This is a genomic window from Staphylococcus sp. NWU MK-U1, assembly GCF_033283505.1.
GTDB classification, from domain to species: domain Bacteria; phylum Bacillota; class Bacilli; order Staphylococcales; family Staphylococcaceae; genus Staphylococcus; species Staphylococcus haemolyticus.
The window spans coordinates 238,831-260,962 of record NZ_JAVSMG010000002.1 but is presented as its reverse complement, the minus strand read 5'-3'; the positions used below and the strand labels follow the sequence as shown (position 1 = coordinate 260,962).

Sequence of the window (22,132 nt, the reverse complement as noted above, 5' to 3'; positions counted from 1 at the left end):
TCCCTCCAAATATCAACGGAACTTTAAAGTCATTACATAGTAAGATAGAACTATGCTTTACTTAGTATAATATATGAATTTATTATGGTCAATTCCAAATTATTATAAATTTTAAAAATTATAATAATACGCCTTCTTCAGATTTGTTCGTTGCGTGTTCTACAATTCTCACGACTTTACCTGTATTAATAGGATAATCAGCTTTAGCGATTTTTACTTTTACAATTTGACCGATTAAAGAGTCATTGCCTTCAAATTGTACTTTCATATAGTTGTCAGCATAACCCACCAATGTTCCTTCTATCTCACCAGCTTCTTCAGGAATAACTTCTAAAACTTCATCTTCAAATTTAGAGGCATATTCTTTAGCTAATTGATCACTTAATGTGATTAATTTATGCACACGTTCATTTTTGATAGTTTCATCAATTTGATCATCCATACGAGCAGCAGGTGTACCAATTCTAGCTGAATAAGGGAAGACATGTAATTCAGAGAATTTGTGTTTAACAATAAAATCATAAGTTTCTTGAAATTCCTCTTCCGTTTCACCTGGAAATCCAACTATAACATCGCTTGTAACAGCTAAATCTGGTAGCGCATCATGTAATTTCGTGATTCTTTCTGAAAAATGTTCCATAGTATATTTACGTCTCATTCGTTTTAAAACAGTATCTGAACCTGATTGTAATGGAACATGTAAATGTCTAACAACTTTATTTGAACGTTTTAGAACATCAATGACCTCATCAGTTAATTGACTGGCTTCAATAGAAGAAATTCTAATTCGTTCAAGTCCATCAATTTCTTCTAAATCACGGAGTAACTGTGCCAAATTATAATCTTTTAAATCTTGACCATAGCCACCGGTATGAATACCAGTTAAAACAATTTCTTTATAACCAGCGTTAACTAATTGAGTAGCTTGTTCAACCACTTTTTCTGGATCACGTGAACGCATTAGTCCACGCGCCCATGGTATGATACAAAATGTACAGAAATTATTACACCCTTCTTGGATCTTTAGTGAAGCTCTTGTTCTATCAGTAAAATATGGTACATCTAATTCTTCATATGTACGATTTTTCATGATATTTCCAACACCATTGATTGGTTGACGTTCTTCTCTGAACTGTTGGATATAGTCTAATAGTTTATGTCTATCCTGTGTACCCACCACTACATCTACGCCAGGAATTTCCATGATTTCTGCAGAAGATGTCTGAGCATAACACCCTGTCACACATACCACTGCGTCTGGATTTTGTCGAATTGCTCTTCTAATTATTTGTCTACTTTTTTTATCTCCAGTATTTGTTACTGTACAAGTGTTGATTACGAAGACGTCTGCATTAGTTTCAAAATCAACTCTGTCATAATTAGCGTCTTTAAATAATTGCCAAATTGCTTCAGTTTCATAATGGTTTACTTTGCAACCCAATGTGTGAAACGCAACTGTTGACATAATATTCACCCCATTAATTCATTTTCATAACTGATAGCACTTAAAGCGTAAAGTGGCGCCGTTTCTGCCCGTAAAATTCGAGGTCCTAAACCAACATTGAAACTCGTTTCATTTAATAAAGTGATTTCTTTTTCTGAAAAGCCGCCTTCAGGACCAAATATTAATAAAATACGATCGTTAGTTTTAAACTTTTTCAAGGTTTCTTTAAAAAGACTAACTTCACCATGTTTTGCTTCATCTTCGTATGCTAACAAGATATAGTCATAATGATTAATAGTATCATAAATCTCATTTAAATTCGACTTAAAAATTATATTAGGAATAATTAAGCGATAGCTTTGTTCAGCAGCCTCTTTAATAATCTTTTGCCAGCGTTCTAATTTTTTTTGAACTTTATTTGGGGTAAGTTTTACTACAGATCTGTCCATTTCTACAGCTATAAAACTATCAGCACCTAATTCAGTAGCTTTTTGAATTAGCCATTCATATTTATCGGCTTTAATTAATCCACTACATATAGTAACTTGTACTGGTAACTCTGAATTGATATCAATTTGCTCTATTAGTTTAATTTCAATTGCCTCATTTTCAATAGTAATAATTTCCGATTTAAAAACTATTTTATCTTTAAAAGTTATAATAATCTGATTACCAATAGTATTTCTCATCACATTAGTAATATGATGTATATCTTCTTTATTTGTTATAAAAAAACGCTGACTTTCATCAGCGTTTTGATCGATAAAGTATCTTTGCAAATTATTCACTCACTTTCTGTCCTACAATACATACCCAACCATTGTCATGATTTACTGATTTAATATCAAATCCAACATTTTCCATTTGATTTAATATTTGTTTATGTTTTTCCTCTATAATACCTGATGTTATAAAATAACCATCTTTATTTAGAGTATTATAAGCATCTTCAATCATATCTTCAATAATATGAGCTAAAATATTTGCAATAACAATATCAAATTTTTCAGTTTCATTCTTTAATAAGTTTCCTAGTACAGCTTCAATTGCATCTTCACAATGATTTTTAGCAAAATTTTCTTTAGCAACGTTAACAGCCAATTCATCAATATCCAAAGCTTTAATTCTTTTAACTCCAAGTAAATGACTGGCAATACTTAATATACCAGAACCTGTTCCAACATCGATAACGGAATTGTCAGGATCAACGTAGGTCTCAATTGCTTTTAGACACATGCTTGTAGTTGGATGATCTCCAGTTCCAAATGCCATACCTGGGTCTAATTCAATACACTTTTCAGAATCATCTTCTTTAGTGTATTGTTCCCAACTTGGCACAATTGTGAATTTTTCTGAGGCTCTAAAGGGATGAAAATAATTTTTCCACTCATTCTCCCAATCTACTTCAGCTATAGTTTGCTCAGAAAAATTTAAAACAGTTGAATCAATATTTTCAAGGTTAGTAATAGTTGTCTTAATTTTACTTCTTAGAGAATCATCAAACTTTAATTCGTTGAAATAAGCTTTTAATCGGACCCCTTTTTCAGGATAATCTTCTTGTTTCAGTTCATAAATTTCACCGAATTTATCAGCAGGTTGATTAATTAAATCATTAGAATCTTCAATTACAACACCATTTGATCCATAATTTTCTAATATATCAGTAACTAAAGGTTCAACTTCATGGTTTACAACAATCGAAAGTTCTGTCCAGTTCATTCGCTTATTCTCCTTTAAAGAATTTGCGTGCTCTATCTTTAAAATTAGATGGTTGTTCTTCAATCGATTCACCATTTAATTCAGCAAACTCTCTCATTATTTCTTTTTGTCTATCTGTTAGTTTTGTAGGTGTAACTACTTTAATATTAATAAATAAATCACCATGACCATATCCATGAACATTTTTGACACCTTTATCTTTTAATCGGAACTGTTTACCAGTTTGAGTACCAGAAGGAATTGTCAACATAACATTACCATTCAGTGTTGGAACTTTTATTTCATCCCCAAGAGAAGCCTGAGGGAAACTAACATCTAAATTGTAATAAAGATCGTCTCCGTCACGTTCAAATTTATCAGATGGTTTGACTCTAAATACGACATACAAGTCGCCATGTGGTCCGCCATTTTCTCCTGGTGTTCCTTCGCCAGCAAGTCTAATTTGTTGGTCATTATCTACACCTTCAGGTACAGTTACTTCTAATTTAACTGTTTTATTTTCTGTACCTTTACCATGACATATTGGGCATGGTTCTTCAAATTCTTGACCAGTTCCATCACATTTTGGACATGTTTGTTGAGTTCTTACACGACCTAAAATTGTATTTTGCTCAACTGACACATGACCTGCCCCATTACAATAACTACATGTTTTTTTACTTGTACCTGGTTTAGCACCATCGCCATTACAAGTGTGACATGTCACATCTTTACGAATTGAGATTTCTTTTTTAGTTCCAAATACAGCTTCTTCAAATTCTAGTGTCATTGTATATTGTAGATCATCACCTTTTCTAGGTGCATTAGGATCTCTTTGACGTGAGCCACCAAAGAATGAACTGAAGATGTCTTCAAATCCACCTCCGCCAAATCCACTAAAGTCTTGGCCACTAAATCCTTGACCACCAAAACCACCTTGAGGTCCATCGTGACCAAATTGGTCATAATTTGCTCTTTTATTATCATCGCTTAGGACTTCGTAAGCTTCTGAAATCTCTTTAAATTTCTCATCTGCACCCTCTTCTTTATTGATATCAGGGTGATATTTTTTTGATAATTTACGATATGCTTTTTTGATTTCATCTTTAGATGCATCTTTACTTACACCTAGGACGTCATAATAGTCTCTTTTAGCCACAATCATCTCTCCTTAACTTAATTATTTACTAGGTTTAAAAGAACGAAGTTATAAAAGAAAAAGTCAAAGCCAATGTTCAATTGACTTTGACTTTTTGGCTTACATTCATAATAGTTTGCTAATTAAAGCATACTTTACAAACGGTTAGCAATTATTTTTTATCTTCATCATCATTAACTTCTTTAAATTCAGCATCTTCAACATTGCTATCGTTTTGAGTTTGTTGAGTACCTTCTTGGGCTTGTTGCTGAGCTTGTTGAGCTTGTTGATATACTTTTGCTGATAAATCTTGAATTACTTTTTCAAGTTCTTCTTTTTTAGCTTTAATATCTTCGATATCTTGCCCTTCAAGAGCAGATTTTAAAGCATCTTTTTTACTTTCCGCATTAGATTTATCGTCATCACTTATATTGTCGCCAAGGTCAGTAATTGTTTTTTCTACTTGGAATACTAAGCTATCTGCTTCATTTCTTAAATCTACTTCTTCACGACGTTTTTTATCTGCTTCTGCGTTTTCTTCAGCATCTTTAACCATGCGATCGATTTCTTCATCAGAAAGAGCAGAGCTTGATTGAATAGTAATATTTTGTTCTTTATTAGTACCTAAGTCTTTAGCAGTTACATTAACGATACCATTTTTATCAATATCAAATGTTACTTCGATTTGTGGTACACCACGTGGAGCAGGTGGAATGTCAGTTAATTGGAATCTTCCTAATGTTTTGTTATCAGCTGCCATTGGACGTTCACCTTGTAATACGTGAATATCTACTGCTGGTTGGTTATCAGCTGCAGTTGAATAAACTTGAGATTTTGAAGTTGGGATTGTAGTATTACGTTCAATTAACGTATTCATACGTCCACCCATAATTTCAATACCTAATGATAAAGGTGTTACGTCTAATAATACAACATCTTTAACATCACCAGTGATAACGCCACCTTGAATCGCAGCACCCATTGCTACAACTTCGTCTGGGTTTACACCTTTATGAGGATCTTTACCAATTTCTTTTTTAACAGCTTCTTGAACTGCTGGAATACGTGTTGAACCACCAACAAGAATAACTTCATCAATTTCAGAAGTTGATAAACCAGCGTCTTTTAATGCTTGACGAGTTGGTTCCATAGTTCTTCTAATTAATGAATCAGCTAATTCTTCAAATTTAGAACGAGTAAGGCTAATTTCTAAGTGTAATGGACCACTTTCACCAGCTGAAATAAATGGTAATGAAATTTGAGTTTGTGAAACGCCAGATAAGTCTTTTTTAGCTTTTTCTGCAGCGTCTTTTAAACGTTGTAACGCCATTTTATCTTGAGATAAATCTACGCCATTTTCTTTTTTGAATTCTGACACTAAGTAGTCAATAATTACTTGGTCAAAGTCATCACCACCAAGTTTGTTGTCACCTGCAGTTGATAGTACTTCGAATACACCGTCACCTAATTCAAGAATTGATACGTCAAAAGTACCGCCACCTAAGTCGAATACTAATACTTTTTGATCTTCATCAGTTTTATCTAAACCGTATGCTAATGCAGCTGCAGTAGGTTCGTTGATAATACGTTCAACTTCTAAACCTGCAATTTTACCAGCATCTTTTGTTGCTTGACGTTCAGCATCATTGAAATATGCAGGAACTGTGATAACAGCTTTATCTACTTTGTCACCTAAATAACTTTCAGCAGTGTTTTTAAGGTTTTGTAATACCATAGCTGAAATTTCTTGAGGTGTATAAGATTTACCTTCAATATCTACTTTATAGTCAGTACCCATATGACGTTTAATTGATTGAACAGTGTTTGGGTTAGTGATAGCTTGTCGTTTTGCTACTTCACCGACTTGTGTTTCACCATTTTTGAATGCCACAACTGATGGAGTTGTTCTAGCACCTTCTGGGTTTTGAATTACTTTAGGTTCATCGCCTTCTAAAACAGCTACACATGAATTTGTTGTTCCTAAGTCAATACCGATTACTTTACTCATAATAAAATTCCTCCAATTTTAAAATTTAATATATGGTATTTTTCGTCAATTTATTGATTTACTTTTACCATAGATGGTCTCAATACTCTATCTTTTAACTTATAACCTTTTTGTAGTTCTTGAGTAATATCACCAGATTTGAAATCTGGATTATCATCTTGAACAACAGCTTGGTGGAAGTTAGGGTCAAAAGCTTGACCTTCAGATTCGATTTCTTCAAGACCATTATCTTTTAATGCTCTAAGTAAACTTTCGTGTACCATTTGAACACCTTTTTGAAGTGATTTAAACGATTCATCATCACCTTCAATTTGAAGTGCGCGTTCAATATTATCAATCGTAGGTAAAATGTCAGTTAGAACACGCTGAGATTGATAAGTTTTATTTGTTTCATTTTCTTTCTGAATTCGTCTTTTGTAATTTTCGAATTCAGCGTATAATCTTAAATATTTTTCTTCATTTTCATTAGCTTTTAATTGTAATTGCTGAATTTCTTCATCTTTAGGATCAACTGCAGTTTCTTCAGAACTTTCTTCATTCGAACTGTCGTTAGATGAATTATCACTATCAGAAGTACTACCTTCAACACTATCAACTGTTGAAGGTTCTTCATTCTTAACTTCTTGTTCTTCAGTATATTCAGAATTACTTTTTACTGATTCATCTTTTTCTGTCATTTTTTACCCTCCAATATAATTACAATTAAAATCACCATATTTGGTTAAGTAATTGAATCACATTCTGATAACGCATCGCTGTAGGTCCAATAACCGCAATTTGACCTTTTAATGAATTGTCGAAGTGATATTGACTCGTTACAATGGATATATCACTAAGACTTTCATCAATTTCTTTTCCTATCTTAACGTTAATATCATTTGTTGTAATTGTCTGGAGCAATTCAGTGATTCTCTCAGATTCTAGATATTGTAAAATTGGTTGAATTGATGAAACATTTGATTCATTTAACGCATCAATTAGTTTAACCTTTCCACCTAAGAAAATGCTATTACTTTGTTTGCTAATATGAGAATTTATCATCTTAACAATGTCATTAATAAATTGTTTCTCTTCATTCGAGCTAGCAAAAGAATTTATTTTATTTGATAGTTTGGCGCTCATTTCTAAATTATTGTTACTAATAAAATTAGAAATAGCGATTAATCTATCGGATGATAACTCAAGTGAAGAATTCAAGTGAAAATGCTCAACATGACCAGAATTATAAATAATTACTAAAATCATGATTGAATCATTTGCTTTAATCAAATGAACATTATTAATCATTTCTTCACTATGCTTTGGACGTACAACTAATGTTGCATAATGAGATTTCATTGACAACTCATTTGCAAAGTAGCTTAATGCTGAAGAAATATCATAGTGATTCTCAATCAATAGTTGATTTAAACGTTGTATTTTATTTTTATTTTGACGAGAGGTTTGTTTTAACAATTGATCGACATAAAGTCTAAACCCTTCTTCGGAAGGTGAACGCCCTGAAGAAGAATGCGTCTTCTCTAAAAAGTTCAAATCTTCAAGTTGCTTCATCTCATTCCTTATTGTTGCAGGACTGACATCTAAATGATGTCTATCAATCAAAGCTTTAGAACCTATAGGTTGTCCTAAATCAACATAATCTTCAACAATTGCATTTAAAATGCTTAATTGTCTTTGTGTAATCATGTTTTCACCTCATTAGCACTCTTTTGTCCTAAGTGCTAATTATAATTTATCAAATTGGTCAAAGTAAGTCAACGTTAAAGCCTTACTTTTTGGATTTTTATTAATTTAATAAGAAAGCTTCAAATACTTCGTTACCTATAACCTTTCCTCTTTCAGTAAGTGAGATATTTCCGTCCGTTTCAACCAAAAGTTGTTTTGATTTAAAATCAAATATTGTTTCTCCAAATATGTCATCTAATGAATGACCAAATTTTAACTCGAAACGTTCACGATTGACCCCTTGATTCATTCTCAAGCCTAAAAACATTTCTTCTTCCATCTTTTCTTTCAAGGTTGGATAACTAGAGGTTAAAACAGGTCGTTTTCCATTATTAATAGCATCAATATAGTGGCGAACTGGATTTAAATTTGTATAGCGTTCACCTTCAACATATCCACTTGCACCTGCTCCAAATCCGTAATATTCCTCGTTAAACCAATACACTTTGTTATGATCTGATTCATGATTAGTTTTAGCAAAGTTGGAAATTTCATATTGTTTAAAGTCGGTTTGATTTAATGTTTTCATTAGATATTGATACATTTCAGCGCCTAAGTCTTCATTCGGTAATTTCAATTTCCCTTTACGATACATATTGTAAAACTGTGTCTTTGGTTCAAGTATTAAACCGTAACTTGAAATATGGTCAATATCCATATTAATTGCTTGGTTTAAACTATCTGCAAAATCATCTATCGTTTGTTCAGGTAAATGGTACATTAAATCAAGGCTTATTGAATTAATACCAGCTTTCCTAGCATTATTTACTGCATTAAAGATATCTTGAGTATTATGTGTTCGTCCTAATATTTCTAACAACTCAGGTTTAAACGTTTGCACACCCATTGAAATTCGATTAACACCATACTGTTTAAGTAACTTAACTTTATTCAAAGTAAGTTCATCTGGATTTGCTTCAAAACTAAATTCGCTATTTATCGAGAATTTTGAATTTATCGCTTGTAATAAACGTTCTAATTGCTTTTCACTTAGTGCAGTTGGCGTGCCTCCTCCAACGTACATTGTTTCTAGTTTTTTTGTTTTACTAAATGACATTTCTTTTATTAAGGCATCAATGTATTCATCTACTGGCTGTTTATCAATATAATATTTATTGAAATCACAATAAGTACAAATTCTCACACAAAAAGGTATGTGTATGTACGCACTTTTAACTTCCAATGTTACACCCCTTTTTATAACTTAAAAAAGAGATTGAGACTTTGTAATATAAGTTAGTAGCTTTTTTATCAATAATATTCATTATTGCTATGATTTCTACCAATTTATATTCGTCTCGACCTCTTTTATGTTCTATTCATCATCCATTTTTAGTACAGCTAGGAAAGCGTCTTGAGGAATTTCAACACTACCAACGGCTTTCATTTTAGCCTTACCTGCTTTTTGTTTTTCAAGTAACTTACGTTTACGGCTAATATCCCCACCATAACATTTAGATAATACATTTTTACCCATTGATTTGATGTTTGTTCTTGCAACAATTTTTTGACCAATAGCTGCTTGTACAGGTACTTCAAATTGTTGACGTGGTATAAGCGTTTTTAATTTTTCAACTAAAGCTTTACCACGTTCGTATGCAAAGTTTTTATGGACAATAAAGCTTAAAGCATCAACTTTATCTCCATTAAGTAGGATGTCCATTTTCACTAAGTTACTTTCTTTATTTTCAATAAATTCATAATCAAATGAAGCGTAACCTTTAGTGTTGGATTTAAGTTGATCAAAGAAATCAAAAACAACTTCAGAAAGTGGTATCTCGTATACGATATTAACTCTAATATCATCTAAATAATCCATATTAATAAATTGTCCACGTTTACGTTGGCATAACTCCATAACTGCTCCAACGTAATCATTTGGAACCATCATTGTAGCTTTCACATATGGTTCATAAATTGAGTCAATCTTATCTCTTTCTGGCATTTGAGCCGGATTATCTACTGTGACCTCTGATCCATCTTTCATAATACATTGATAAATTACTGATGGCGCGGTAGCAATCAATTCAATACCAAATTCTCTTTCGATTCTTTCTTGAATGATTTCCATGTGAAGCATTCCTAAGAAACCTGTTCTAAAACCAAAACCAAGAGCCTGAGAAGATTCTGGTTCAAATTCTAATGAAGCGTCATTTAATTGTAATTTTTCAAGCGCTTCTCTTAAATCATTATAGTCTTTATTTTCAATTGGGAACAAACCACAATATACCATTGGGTTCATTTTTTTATAACCTTTTAATGGTGCTTCAGCTGGTCTATTATCATGAGTAATAGTATCACCCACACGTGAGTCATCAACATTTTTGATGCTTGCAATAATATACCCTACATCACCTACTGTTAGTTCTTCGATAGGTAGTTGTTTAGGAGTATTAATGCCTACTTCACTAACTTCAAATTCTTTACCAGTAGCCATCATTTTAATTTTGTCACCAGCTTTAACAACACCTTCCATCACACGTATTGATGAAATAACACCTCTATAAGGGTCGTATTCTGAATCAAAAATTAATGCTTTCAATGGTTCACTAGGGTCACCTTCAGGTGGTGGCACAACTTCTACAATTTTCTCTAAAATATCTTCAATACCAATATTTGACTTTGCACTTGCCAGTACTACATCGTCTTGATCTAAACCAATTACATCTTCTAATTCTTGTTTTACTCTTTCAGGTTCAGCTGCAGGTAAATCAATTTTGTTTACCACAGGTAATAATTCTAGATCATTATCAAGTGCTAAGTATACGTTTGCTAATGTTTGTGCTTCAATACCTTGTGCTGCATCCACTACTAATATTGCACCCTCACATGCTGCTAAAGATCGTGAAACCTCGTATGAAAAGTCTACATGCCCTGGTGTATCAATTAAATGAAATGTATAAGTTTGACCATCATTTGCTTCATATTTTAATCGCACAGCATTTAATTTAATTGTGATGCCTCGTTCTCTTTCAAGATCCATTGAATCTAATAATTGATCTTGCATTTCTCTTGTTTCTACAGATTTAGTGTTTTCTAAAATTCTATCTGCTAATGTTGATTTACCATGATCAATATGAGCAATAATAGAAAAATTTCGTATATATTCTCTTCTGTTATAGCGTTCTTGCATATCCATAGCCTATCATTCTCGCTTTCATAAAATTAGCCCGTATATGTATACATCTTTGATATAATAACGTTTTTAATGCTTAATTGCAAACGTAATTGTGCTATTAAAAATTTAAGCATAAACTTAAAAATGCATTACTTACATTACATTTTCATTTGGATTACATACTAATTATAAAGTGTTAAAGAGTGCATTCCAACAGTAATTATGATTTAATTCAGATTTTAATTACACTATACTTAATTAATGATTGCACAAATATGTATGTTTTGATAAAATATTTCTTGTTGTAATCAAAATAAAATTTGATATGCTTAAGATCACTTTTAGGAGGTGACAGTAATGCCAAATATTAAATCTGCTATTAAACGTGTTAGAACAACTGAAAACGCTGAAGCTCGTAATATTTCACAAAAAAACGCTATGCGTACTGCTGTGAAAAATGCTAAAACAGCAATCAACAATAATGCTGATAACAAAGCTGAATTAGTTAACTTCGCTATCAAATCAGTTGATAAAGCTTCACAAAGTAACTTAATTCATTCAAATAAAGCTGATCGCATTAAATCACAATTAATGTCTTCAAGTAAATAATTTGTTAAAAAGCGCGGAACAATGTTCCGTGCTTTTTTTATTGTTAGACAAATTCCCATATAATATTAATTATGTGTTTATCACTGATTTAATTTAAATATTTGAATCTGATTAATATTTAAAGTGATAAAATAAATAATTCAAGAATTAAATGTTTGTCCATATATGAAGATTTTAGTTTATAATCTGTTTCGGCACAGTTATTAATAATATTTAGTAGTTGACCTAACTCGTAATGACGTACTTGATTTAATGCTAGTTTAACTCTATAAGGGTGAACATTTATGGTCTTAGCAATTTGCTGGATACTATAGCCCTTTTGAGCAAGAATTTTACATTGATAATATAATCTATAATTACTTGTAATAAGCGCCAGTAATTTTATAGGTTCTTCTTTCATAATTATTAAATCTTTTACTAATTGTATAGCCTTATCTTTCTGGTTCTTTTGAATGAATTCTGTTAAAAGAAAAACATTTTGCTCTAAACTTCTATTTATTATTAAACTAACATCATTTTTAGTAATAGTGGTTCTATCACCTAGGAATAAAGAAATTTTGTCTAATTCTTGAGAAACGATATTAAAGTTAACACCAGTTAATTCTATAAACAGATTTAATGCATCTTGTTTTATATCTTTGTAATTCTCGTGTAACTGATTTTGTATGCATGATTTAATTTCTTGTTCTGACATTTGTTCTACTTTTGAAAGTTTACTAGTTTTCTTTAATGTTTTAGTTAATTTCTTTCTCTCATCTAATTTATTGCTATATATTTCAAAAATGACTAAGTTTTCACCATCGTACTTTTCTAAGAATTCAATAACTTGTTCATTATTTGGTGTAATATCTTTGTTAACTTTTTCACCAGTAAACATGAATGCATTTTTAACAACTATGACTTTCTTCTCAGATATAAAAGGCATAGTTAAAGCTTCTTCAATAACTGTAGACATATCAGTTTCATAAAGATTATATTTAATATAGTTAAAATCATCTTTATCTTCATTTAAAAATGAATTTGTCAGTTCATTACTTTTCTTTTCAACTAATTCAGGCACTTCACCATATATTGCCGTAATGTTATTTGCCATAATTGTGAACTCCCTTTCAAATATCAAACATTTCTAATTATACCACGTCTGTTTAAAGCCGCTCTAGCTAAATAACTAATTTTTAAATTTTATATCTAAAGCATGGTCTAAGTCTATCGTTATTTCTCCAACATCTTGTGTGTTTAAGATTGAACTATTTGTAGATCTTAGCGTTTGTAACGTTTCTTGATTAGGTAAGTGATATTTATTGTTTTTACCACTTGAAATGATACTTATTGTTGGCTTTGTTAAGTTAATAAATGATTCAGAACTGCTAGTCTTACTTCCATGATGACCAACTTTCAGTATATCAATTTTTGGTAATTGATATAATTTCATTAATTTTGATTCATTATTTTTTGTTGCATCTCCCATTAAAAGCATTTTGTATCTTTGATATTGAATAAGTAAAATGATGCTATGTTCATTTTTATCATTACTGTTGGGAATATCTCCATGTAAAAATGAAATTTTAGAATTATTTAGTTGAATAAATTGTATCGTTGTAGCATCTACTAATTCAATATTATTAATCTTACATAAACGTTTTATTTTTATTAATTCTATTTCAGAATAGCTATATAAGTTAATATATAACTTTTTGATTCTAATGTGTTGGGCGATATATGGTAATTCACCAATGTGATCGGCATGCGGATGAGTAATAATTAGATGATCAATTTTTGTAATTCTTTTTTTCTTTAATGTTGGTATAATATGATACTTAGCAATATTATGATTATCAATATTACCTATTTTAACCTCTTTACCACCGGTATCAACCATGATAGTTTCTTGTTTCCTTGTTTGAAAGATAAGACTATCCCCTTGACCAACATCAAAGAAGGTTATCGTGCTAACATTTGGTCGAACGTTAAAAACACATAAAACTATAAACACGATAATTAATAAAAACAGAATTTTCAATTTTTTATAACAGAAAGAGATATAAATGAGTACTATCAATAATACGAAAATAGAAAATTCTACTGTAGATTTAGGTGCTATAAAAATTTGATAATATTTAAAAGTTAAAAATAAATCCAAAAGTTTGTTATGAACTATATATGTTTTGTCAAAAACTAAATTTATCAATGTCATATCACTTACAAAATGATAAGCAAAGAATAAAAATATGGCTAATGGAAAAATGATAAAACTATAAAATGGATCAAAAATGAGATTGGATAGTAACCCTATCCATTGAATTTGGTTAAAATGATAGATTGAAATTATAGTTGAAGAGAGTTGTGCGATAAATGTAAGTACGAAAATATTTTTAAAGAAAGTTAATTTTTTAATAAGAGGAAATGAAATAATAATAAAAAATGAGATTATAAATGAAAATTGGAAACCAATGTCATATAGATAATCAGGCTTGAAAATAATCATAACTAAAAATATGAGACCTAGTATATCAATAGAAGCTATTTTTGTTTTATTTGAAATAAGTATGACAGTAGTTGTTGCTAAAATTGCTCTTAGTGCACTTGGTGCAAATCCAGTATAATATGCAAATATTGATAAAAATAAGATGATTAAACCGTTAATAATTACTTTAGGAATGTTTAATCTTACAAGTGGTTGATAAATGAGAAATGAAATTGTTGCAATATGTGATCCGCTAACGGCTAATAAATGGTAGATACCGATATCTTTTACTTTATCAATGAAATCAGTATTGATTCCATTTACATCTCCAGTTACTAAAGCGATAACATATTCAGGATGAGATAAACTTGAATTGTTTAATTTTTTAATAATAAAGTCTCTTTGTTTTTCAATTATATTTTTACTTTTAGTAATATGACATGAATTTAAGTCTATATTACTTATAGAGACATAAGGAGTATGATTTAAAACACTAATTACCTTGCCTTTAATAACACAAGATTTATTTTCTAGATCCTTTTCTTTTAGATTATTAGAATAAAGGTAATACACAAAAGGTTGATGCCTAAGTTCAAATATACCTTTTAGTTGTCTATCTTGTTTCTCTATCTTGGAACCAAATTGAACTTCGGTAGATATATTAGAATTTGACTTAAGAAATTCATCTTTATTTAAATTATATTCATTGTGAAAGTGTTCTAAAGTTAAGCCGGAAAATAAACAAATAATCAAAATGAAAATATGTAGTAACTTTAATCTCTTTTGTAGCGAGATAATAATTAACAATAGATTAATAAGAAAGGAAACCCATTTTATATGTATCCATAAAATACCTGATAGAAAAGATAATGCATAAAATATCATATATTTAGTTAGTCAAATATCGAGCTACATTTTGTGCTGAAAATGGTATTTTTTTATAATCAATACCCGCTTGATCTAAAAGTTCTAGTGCGTATTTATGATTGTGATAGTCTTCAGCATAGTATATTTGTTTAATACCAGCCTGAATAATAGATTTTGTGCAATTAAGGCATGGGAAATGAGTAACGTATATAGTAGCTCCATCAGTCGATACACCTTGTTTAGCACATTGTAATAAAGCATTCATTTCGGCGTGAATGGTTCTAATACAGTGGCCATCTTCAATTAAACATCCTTCATCAATACAATGAACTTCTCCAGCTACTGACCCATTATAACCTCCAGCAATAATTCTATTGTCTTTGACGATTGTTGCCCCTACTGACAATCTTTGACAAGTTGAGCGCAAAGCTAATAGATGACTTTGTGCCATAAAGTATTCATCCCATTTCAATCTTTCCATTTTCTTCACTCCAATACGTAATTGTTATAAATATTATAAAGTATCCTTAATTAGAAGCCAATAATCAATATTAAGTTGTTATATATTCCTTAATTCTTTCAAAAGTTTTATCACCAATACCTTTAATATTTTTCAAATCTTCTATTGAATTAAACGTATTATTTTTTTGTCTGTAATCAATAATTTCTCTTACTTTAGTAGGACCAACACCCGGGATTTTTAATAATTCTGCTTCGCTTGCAGTATTTATATTCACCTTATTAGTTGATGATGAATTTAAAGATTTACTATGGCCACTTTTATTATTATCGTCATTTTGGGTTATGCGATTTTTATTTTCATTAGTAGAGGGAATATATATCATTTTTTGATCTGTTAACTTTTCAGATAAATTGACCTGACTTAAATCCGCATTAGTAAGTAATTTAGCTTTATCTAACACATCTTTTATTCGATCTGAACTTTTCATTTTATAAACATTTGGGTGTTCTACTGCACCTTTAATATCTACAAAAACTATTTCGTCTCCATTTTGAATTGTATTTGATTCTATCTTCTTATTATTTTTATCATCATTTTTCAACACATCATGATTTTTTCCTTTTTGATTAGAGTTTACATGAGATGTAACAATAGGTTTAGTATCATTTGTGTCTTCATCTGATTTCGAATAAATTAGAAATAAAGCTATAGATATAATCACTAATAAAGTGATACTTAATTGAAATTTCCATTGCTTAATAACATATAATAATTCTTTTTTATCTTTAAACAAAAAACTCATCTCCTTATATGTATAAACGTTTAAGGAGATGAGTTTACTTTATTTATTTAGAAGCTACGAAGAACAGGCGCTCACCATGATCATCGTGATTATTTCGGTTAAAGTCAATAAATGTTTCGATGTTTTTAAAACCTATTTGATTTAACATGTTTATATAAGTTTCTTTTTCAAAGGTTCTTTGATAGTGAGATTCATTAAATCGTTGATAAGTACCATTATTGTCCTCTATAAAGAAACTCATTTCGTGATAAACACTAAAAGGTTCATCACCTTCAATGGCTTCCCATGCTAAAAAGGTTGACTCATTTTCATCAATATAACATTGATTATGAAACAACGTACTCATCTTATAAATAGTGTGAACATCAAATATAAAAACGCCATTTTCTGATAAATGATTGAAAACATTTATAAATGTTTTATTTACATCTTCTATATCAGGTAAATAATTCAGTGAATCACAAAATATTGTTATTACATCAAATTCATTATTAAATGAAAAATCGGTCATATCTCCCTCTAACCATGATACTTGATTAGATTTGTTTGCAGCAATGGCTAGCATATCAGTACTTAAATCCATTCCTGTAACCGAACCAATAGTACTAAGTTGAGCAGTTAAACTGCCTGTCCCACAACCAAGGTCAAGAATATTAGGCTTATGATTGAAATTTTGAGAATAATGTTGTACTATCTCAAACCATTTATCATAAGGTTGGTCTTGTGTAAGTTGATCATATACTTGACTCATTTCAACATATTGGGACATTTAATAAGCAACCTGACTATATGATTCTATTGGTGCATCTTGATATAGCTTCTCAATATTATAATAATTGCGTTCGTCTTTATGGAAGACATGAATAACTACATCTGCCAAATCAATTAAAACCCATCTGGCACTTTGATACCCTTCCATACGTTTAACATCAATAGCTTGTTCATGTGCAGCTTCTTTAACTGCTCTAGCAATTGATTGAACTTGACGTTCATTATTACCGTGACAAACCACAAAATAATCGGTCATATCACTGATGCCTTTCATATTTAGAGAAACAATATCTTCTGCTTTTTTGTTTTCTGTCGCATCGACAGCAATATTTAATAATTCTTCTGAATTCATTTAATCATCCTTTATTCTTTGATCACTATAATTATAATAGTTTAAACATGAAATCGTTGTGCCATAAACTGTAATATCCTTACTGATTAAGAAAAGTACCGTTCGCTTAGAAATTTCATAAATCGTTTTATCTAAGCTACCTTGATTGTATGCCATATCTCTTATTTCTTCAACTCCTGGGGTTTTTCTCCCTGGCTCAATATAATCAGCAATGAATACAAGTTTTTCAGTTTTATTCATTTCTTTACGTCCAGTTGTATGATTCTTAATTGCTAGTAAGACTTCTTCATCTTCGACTCCAAATTCCGAGCGCATTATAGCGGCGCAGACAGGTCCGTGTAAGATTTCCCCACCATAACTTAATAATTCACTATCTAAATCATGCTGTCTAACAATTTGATACATAGTACTTAAATCATCGTATTTGCAATAATCATGTAATACACCAGCTAAGTTAGCTTTATCTTTATCACCATCATAAATTTCTGCTAATTTTACAGCAGTTTCAGCTACTCTTAACGAATGTTTGAATCGTTTTTCAGGTAGTTTATCTTTAATAAGTTCAATAGCTTTATCAATTTTCATAAAATCCTTCCTCTCTTATATAGTCGTGAATACTAGGAGGAACCAAGATATTTATTGGTTGTTTATTTTTTATACGATTTCGAATTAATGAAGAGCTAATATCCATTCTCGGTATTTGAATTGCCATCATTGAATCTTCTATTTCTTGATAGTTAACATCTCTGTTAACAACTACAAACGTGATTAGTTTTTTTAATTTATCAATTTCATACCATTTATCTAGTTGCTTATACTGATCAGTTCCGATAATGAAATAAATCTTAGCATTTTTTTCATTTTTTGCGAAATCTTTTATCGTATCATAAGTATAGCTTTGGCCTCTCCTGTTAAGTTCGATGTCACAAATTTCACCAAAACCTAATTCATTAATTGCTAAATTTATCATTTTGATACGATATTTAGCATCTAAATATTCATCGTGAGTTTTTAAAGGTGCCATAAAACTTGGTAGGAAATAAAATTTATCTGGTTGAAGTTGATGATAAATTTCATTAGCAACTAACATGTGTGCAGTGTGTATTGGATTGAATTGACCCCCATAGAGAACTATTGTTTTTTTATTCATAACTTATGGTAATGTAATTTCTTTATTATCAACTGATTCTCTATATATTACGATCATAGATCCAATCACCTGTACAATTTCACTTTTAGTTGCATTGCTTAACGCTACCGCTAATTCATTTTTATCATCAAAATTATTTTGTAACACGTGTATTTTAATTAATTCTCTATTTTCAAGTGTATCATCGATTTGAGCAATCATATTTTCATTAATACCTGATTTACCAATTTGAAAAATAGGATCTAAATTGTGAGCTAAACTTCTTAAATATCTTTTTTGTTTTCCTGTTAACATATTAAACTCCTTGTAATTTACTTAATACTGTATTTTTCATTTCTTTTAAGTTTGGTTGTTTTCCCGTCCATATTTTAAAACTTTCAGCGCCCTGATTTATAAACATATCTAAACCATTATGAATCACGTTACCTTTAAGTTCAGCTTCCTTTAATAACTTAGTATTATATGGAATATAAATAATATCACTGACTAGTGTGCTAGATGATAGATTGTCTAATTTTATAACAGTGTCGTCGTTATTATCTAGTCCTGCTGATGTTGTGTTGATGATAATATCAAATTCATCTAAATATTTTTCAGCTTGGTCTAATGAAATAGCATTAATATTCATATCCCATGATTCAAATCTACTCATCGTTCTGTTTGCGATTGTTAATTTAGGTTGAACAATCTTATTAAGTTCATTAGCAATTCCTTTACTTGCGCCACCAGCACCTAGAATAAGAATATAAGCATTAGCTAAATCAGGATATATTTGTTTGAGACCTGAAACATAGCCAATTCCATCTGTGTTATAACCAATCCATTTATTATCAACAATTTTTACAGTATTAACAGCTCCTACTGCTTTTGATTGATCATCAATTTCATCAAGATACTGAATAATACTCTCTTTATGAGGAATTGTTACATTAAATCCAACAATATGCTTATCTTCTATAATATTACGTATATTATGGAAGTCTTCTTTACGTACATGCAAAGCTTCATAAGAATCTTGCATATCTAATGATTTAAAGTTTGCATTATGCATTATTGGAGATAAAGAGTGAGAAATTGGATCGCCTATCACTGCATAATTCATAAATAATCCACCTTACATTATTGAATTTCTTAAGATTACATCAACATTTTTTGGTACACGTACAATAACTTTTGCACCTGATTCAATTGTTATAAACCCTAGACCGGAAATCATTATGTCTTTCTTCTCTTTTCCAGTCTCTAGTCTAACAGCTTTAGTATCACTCATATCAAATTGTTCTGGATTATTTGGTGGTGTTAAAACATTTCCAATTTGATTTCGCCATAAATCATTAGCTTTTTCTGTTTTGGTACGGTGAATATTTAAATCATTTGAAAAATAACAAACTAGCGGTCTTTTTCCACCTGAGACATAATCTATTCTAGATAACCCACCAAAGAATAACGTTTGTCCTTCATTAAGTTGGAAAACTCTTTGCTTAATTTCATTTTTAGGTACGATTGTTTTTAGCTCTTTTTCAGAAACATAGTGAGTCATTTGATGAGATTGAATAATACCAGGAGTATCATACATAAACGTTTTTTCATCTAAAGGTATGTCAATTAAGTCTAATGTAGTACCAGGAAATCTTGATGTAGTAACTACATCTTTCTCTCCTACACTCTGTTCAATTAATTTATTTATAAGTGTAGATTTACCTACGTTCGTTGTGCCGACTATATAAACATCTTGTTTATTTCGATTTTGGTCAATTGATGCTAGAAGATCATCGATTCCCCAACCTTTTTGAGCAGATATTAGTATAACATCGTCAGCATCTAAGCCATATTTTCTAGCAGTTTTCTTAAGCCATTCTTTTACTCGTCGTTTATTAATCTGTTTTGGTAGAAGATCTAGTTTATTAGCTGCTAAAATAATCTTCTTGTTCCCAACTATTCGTTTTAAAGCATTAATAAATGATCCTTCAAAGTCAAATATGTCAACTACATTAACAATAATGCCATTTCGGTCAGACAGTTCATTTAATAAATTTAAAAAATCTTCACTATCCATTCCAACATCTTGAATTTCATTGTAATTTTTTAGTCTAAAACAACGTTGGCAAATAACATCTTCTCTAAAAAGGTTATGTTCAGGGACATACCCAGGTGCACTTTTATCTTCGGACTGAAGTGGCGCACCACAACCAATACATTTTAATGTGTCATCCAATCAATTTTCCTCCCATGTAATATAGCCTTTATTTTTAAAGTAATTTAATAAGCGACGTTCAATAATACGGTTGAACTTTGTAATAAAACCATCTGTACGTTTAACAGGAACCACCATAATTGTATATAAACCATTTCGATTGCCTCCAAATACATCAGTTAACATTTGGTCTCCAATGACAATCGTTTCTTCAGGTTTAATATTCATATGTTTAATAGCTTTTTTAAATGCTTTGCCCATAGGTTTTCTTGCTTTGAAAATAAAATCCACATCTAGATCTTTAGAAAAACTAGACACTCTATCTTCATTGTTGTTAGATACAATTGTAATTGTGATACCTAACTCATATGCTCTTTTAAACCATTGTTGTATCTCTATAGTTGGAGATTTAACATCCCAACCCACTAAGGTATTATCTAAATCTGTGATAATACCTTTAAAACCAGCCTCAGCTAACTTTTCAATGTCGATTTGAAATACAGACTTAACGTAGTCGTTTGGCATAAAATATTTTTTTATTAGTCCCATTTATTTATCACCTTTATTATTATTTATAAAACTTTGATTAATGCTTCAACAATTGAACTTGAAGATTTTGCGGCTTCGCCAAGAAACTCTTCAAAAGATATGTCTGCTTTACCATTAGCTAAATCTGAGACTGCACGTGTAACTATAAAAGGAACATTAAATTGATAGCAAGTTTGTGCAATTGCAGTTGCCTCCATTTCAACAGCCATAGCCTCAGGAAACTGTCGTTTAATTGTTAATCGCTGCTCTACACTACCAATAAAGCTATCACCACTAACAATTTGGCCAATTTTAGCATTATAATTTTTTTTATTAATTACTGTTTCTACCGATTTAAGTAGTTCTTGATCTGACTTAAATTCTAATGGCATTTGAGGTATTTGACCCAGTTTATAGCCAAATGCTGTTGCATCAACATCATGATAAACAACATCATTACTAATTAACATATCTCCAACAGATAAACTCTCATCTAATGCACCAGCAGATCCAGTGTTGATGATTAGGTTTGGATTAAATTTTTCAATTAATAACGTAGTTGAAATAGCAGCATTTACTTTGCCAATACCACTCTGAGTTAACACTACTTCTTTTGAATTTAATTTCCCTCTATAAAACTTTACATGTGCAACAGAAATTTCATTCATATCTGTTAATTTGTCTTTTAGTATAGCTACTTCTTCTTCCATAGCTCCTATAATTCCAATCATATTAACACCTCAGTCTTTATCTTAGCAATTGCTATTTTATCATATATTTTTATTCATCACGACAATGTTA

General features: G+C 30.5%; 23 protein-coding genes. 1 reads left to right on the top strand and 22 read right to left on the bottom strand.

The features are described from left to right. Positions 1-118: 118 nt before the first annotated feature. The 9 genes from mtaB to lepA form a co-directional block, all read right to left on the bottom strand. Complete coding sequence (gene mtaB, locus SBL16_RS04325) at positions 119-1,465, bottom strand: tRNA (N(6)-L-threonylcarbamoyladenosine(37)-C(2))-methylthiotransferase MtaB (RefSeq protein ID WP_053018255.1); 1,347 nt, start codon at positions 1,463-1,465, stop codon at positions 119-121. 5 nt (positions 1,466-1,470) lie between these two features. Further along, positions 1,471-2,223 carry a 16S rRNA (uracil(1498)-N(3))-methyltransferase gene (locus SBL16_RS04320; protein WP_182703539.1) on the bottom strand — a complete coding sequence of 251 codons (753 nt, stop codon included), beginning with the start codon at positions 2,221-2,223 and terminating at the stop codon, positions 1,471-1,473. Between the two features lies 1 nt (position 2,224). Continuing rightward, a complete protein-coding gene (prmA, locus tag SBL16_RS04315; RefSeq protein ID WP_317952897.1) occupies positions 2,225-3,163 on the bottom strand; it encodes a 50S ribosomal protein L11 methyltransferase in 939 nt (312 codons plus the stop codon). 4 nt (positions 3,164-3,167) lie between these two features. Next, positions 3,168-4,301, bottom strand: a complete 1,134-nt coding sequence (gene dnaJ / locus SBL16_RS04310; RefSeq protein ID WP_317952895.1) for a molecular chaperone DnaJ — start codon at positions 4,299-4,301, stop codon at positions 3,168-3,170. A gap of 151 nt (positions 4,302-4,452) precedes the next feature. Next, positions 4,453-6,288: a molecular chaperone DnaK gene (gene dnaK, locus SBL16_RS04305; protein ID WP_317952893.1), complete on the bottom strand. Its 1,836-nt coding sequence runs from the start codon at positions 6,286-6,288 to the stop codon at positions 4,453-4,455. 50 nt (positions 6,289-6,338) lie between these two features. After that, positions 6,339-6,965 carry a nucleotide exchange factor GrpE gene (grpE, locus tag SBL16_RS04300; RefSeq protein ID WP_107612087.1) on the bottom strand — a complete coding sequence of 209 codons (627 nt, stop codon included), beginning with the start codon at positions 6,963-6,965 and terminating at the stop codon, positions 6,339-6,341. A gap of 31 nt (positions 6,966-6,996) precedes the next feature. Then, entirely contained in the window at positions 6,997-7,974 is a 978-nt protein-coding gene (gene hrcA, locus SBL16_RS04295; protein ID WP_037536637.1) for a heat-inducible transcriptional repressor HrcA, read from the bottom strand. 100 nt (positions 7,975-8,074) lie between these two features. Continuing rightward, positions 8,075-9,196, bottom strand: a complete 1,122-nt coding sequence (hemW, locus tag SBL16_RS04290) for a radical SAM family heme chaperone HemW (RefSeq protein ID WP_107612088.1) — start codon at positions 9,194-9,196, stop codon at positions 8,075-8,077. A 132-nt stretch (positions 9,197-9,328) separates the two neighbouring features. Continuing rightward, the gene (gene lepA / locus SBL16_RS04285; protein WP_107612089.1) at positions 9,329-11,152 is read right to left on the bottom strand and encodes a translation elongation factor 4; all 1,824 of its coding nucleotides are present in this window, start codon (positions 11,150-11,152) and stop codon (positions 9,329-9,331) included. A gap of 336 nt (positions 11,153-11,488) precedes the next feature. Here lepA and rpsT point away from each other — a divergent pair, with 336 nt between their 5' ends. Then, positions 11,489-11,740, top strand: a complete 252-nt coding sequence (gene rpsT / locus SBL16_RS04280; RefSeq protein ID WP_011275628.1) for a 30S ribosomal protein S20 — start codon at positions 11,489-11,491, stop codon at positions 11,738-11,740. Positions 11,741-11,858: 118 nt separating this feature from the next. Here rpsT and holA read toward each other — a convergent pair whose 3' ends face one another. The 13 genes from holA to SBL16_RS04215 form a co-directional block, all read right to left on the bottom strand. After that, positions 11,859-12,833: a DNA polymerase III subunit delta gene (gene holA / locus SBL16_RS04275; RefSeq protein ID WP_317952886.1), complete on the bottom strand. Its 975-nt coding sequence runs from the start codon at positions 12,831-12,833 to the stop codon at positions 11,859-11,861. A gap of 75 nt (positions 12,834-12,908) precedes the next feature. Beyond that, positions 12,909-14,957 carry a DNA internalization-related competence protein ComEC/Rec2 gene (locus tag SBL16_RS04270; protein WP_317952885.1) on the bottom strand — a complete coding sequence of 683 codons (2,049 nt, stop codon included), beginning with the start codon at positions 14,955-14,957 and terminating at the stop codon, positions 12,909-12,911. Between the two features lie 136 nt (positions 14,958-15,093). Next, positions 15,094-15,552: a ComE operon protein 2 gene (locus SBL16_RS04265; protein WP_011275624.1), complete on the bottom strand. Its 459-nt coding sequence runs from the start codon at positions 15,550-15,552 to the stop codon at positions 15,094-15,096. Positions 15,553-15,622: 70 nt separating this feature from the next. Next, entirely contained in the window at positions 15,623-16,336 is a 714-nt protein-coding gene (locus SBL16_RS04260) for a helix-hairpin-helix domain-containing protein (RefSeq protein WP_259342000.1), read from the bottom strand. A 43-nt stretch (positions 16,337-16,379) separates the two neighbouring features. After that, positions 16,380-17,105: a class I SAM-dependent DNA methyltransferase gene (locus tag SBL16_RS04255; RefSeq protein ID WP_107612553.1), complete on the bottom strand. Its 726-nt coding sequence runs from the start codon at positions 17,103-17,105 to the stop codon at positions 16,380-16,382. Further along, positions 17,106-17,459 (bottom strand): ribosome silencing factor, encoded by a 354-nt coding sequence (gene rsfS, locus SBL16_RS04250; protein ID WP_317952881.1) that lies wholly within the window; start codon positions 17,457-17,459, stop codon positions 17,106-17,108. Continuing rightward, positions 17,460-18,044, bottom strand: a complete 585-nt coding sequence (gene yqeK / locus SBL16_RS04245) for a bis(5'-nucleosyl)-tetraphosphatase (symmetrical) YqeK (protein WP_317952879.1) — start codon at positions 18,042-18,044, stop codon at positions 17,460-17,462. It lies immediately after the preceding gene. Continuing rightward, a complete protein-coding gene (gene nadD / locus SBL16_RS04240; protein WP_317952877.1) occupies positions 18,034-18,609 on the bottom strand; it encodes a nicotinate (nicotinamide) nucleotide adenylyltransferase in 576 nt (191 codons plus the stop codon). Before nadD ends, yqeK begins: the two co-directional genes overlap by 11 nt. A gap of 3 nt (positions 18,610-18,612) precedes the next feature. Further along, entirely contained in the window at positions 18,613-18,903 is a 291-nt protein-coding gene (gene yhbY, locus SBL16_RS04235; protein WP_037536659.1) for a ribosome assembly RNA-binding protein YhbY, read from the bottom strand. Between the two features lies 1 nt (position 18,904). Continuing rightward, on the bottom strand, positions 18,905-19,711 hold the full coding sequence (gene aroE / locus SBL16_RS04230; RefSeq protein WP_107612557.1) for a shikimate dehydrogenase: 807 nt from the start codon (positions 19,709-19,711) through the stop codon (positions 18,905-18,907). A 12-nt stretch (positions 19,712-19,723) separates the two neighbouring features. Then, a complete protein-coding gene (gene yqeH, locus SBL16_RS04225) occupies positions 19,724-20,824 on the bottom strand; it encodes a ribosome biogenesis GTPase YqeH (RefSeq protein WP_037536663.1) in 1,101 nt (366 codons plus the stop codon). Beyond that, positions 20,825-21,352 (bottom strand): YqeG family HAD IIIA-type phosphatase, encoded by a 528-nt coding sequence (locus SBL16_RS04220; RefSeq protein ID WP_107612559.1) that lies wholly within the window; start codon positions 21,350-21,352, stop codon positions 20,825-20,827. Positions 21,353-21,375: 23 nt separating this feature from the next. Beyond that, positions 21,376-22,062 (bottom strand): 5'-methylthioadenosine/adenosylhomocysteine nucleosidase, encoded by a 687-nt coding sequence (locus SBL16_RS04215; protein WP_107612561.1) that lies wholly within the window; start codon positions 22,060-22,062, stop codon positions 21,376-21,378. Positions 22,063-22,132: the final 70 nt, after the last annotated feature.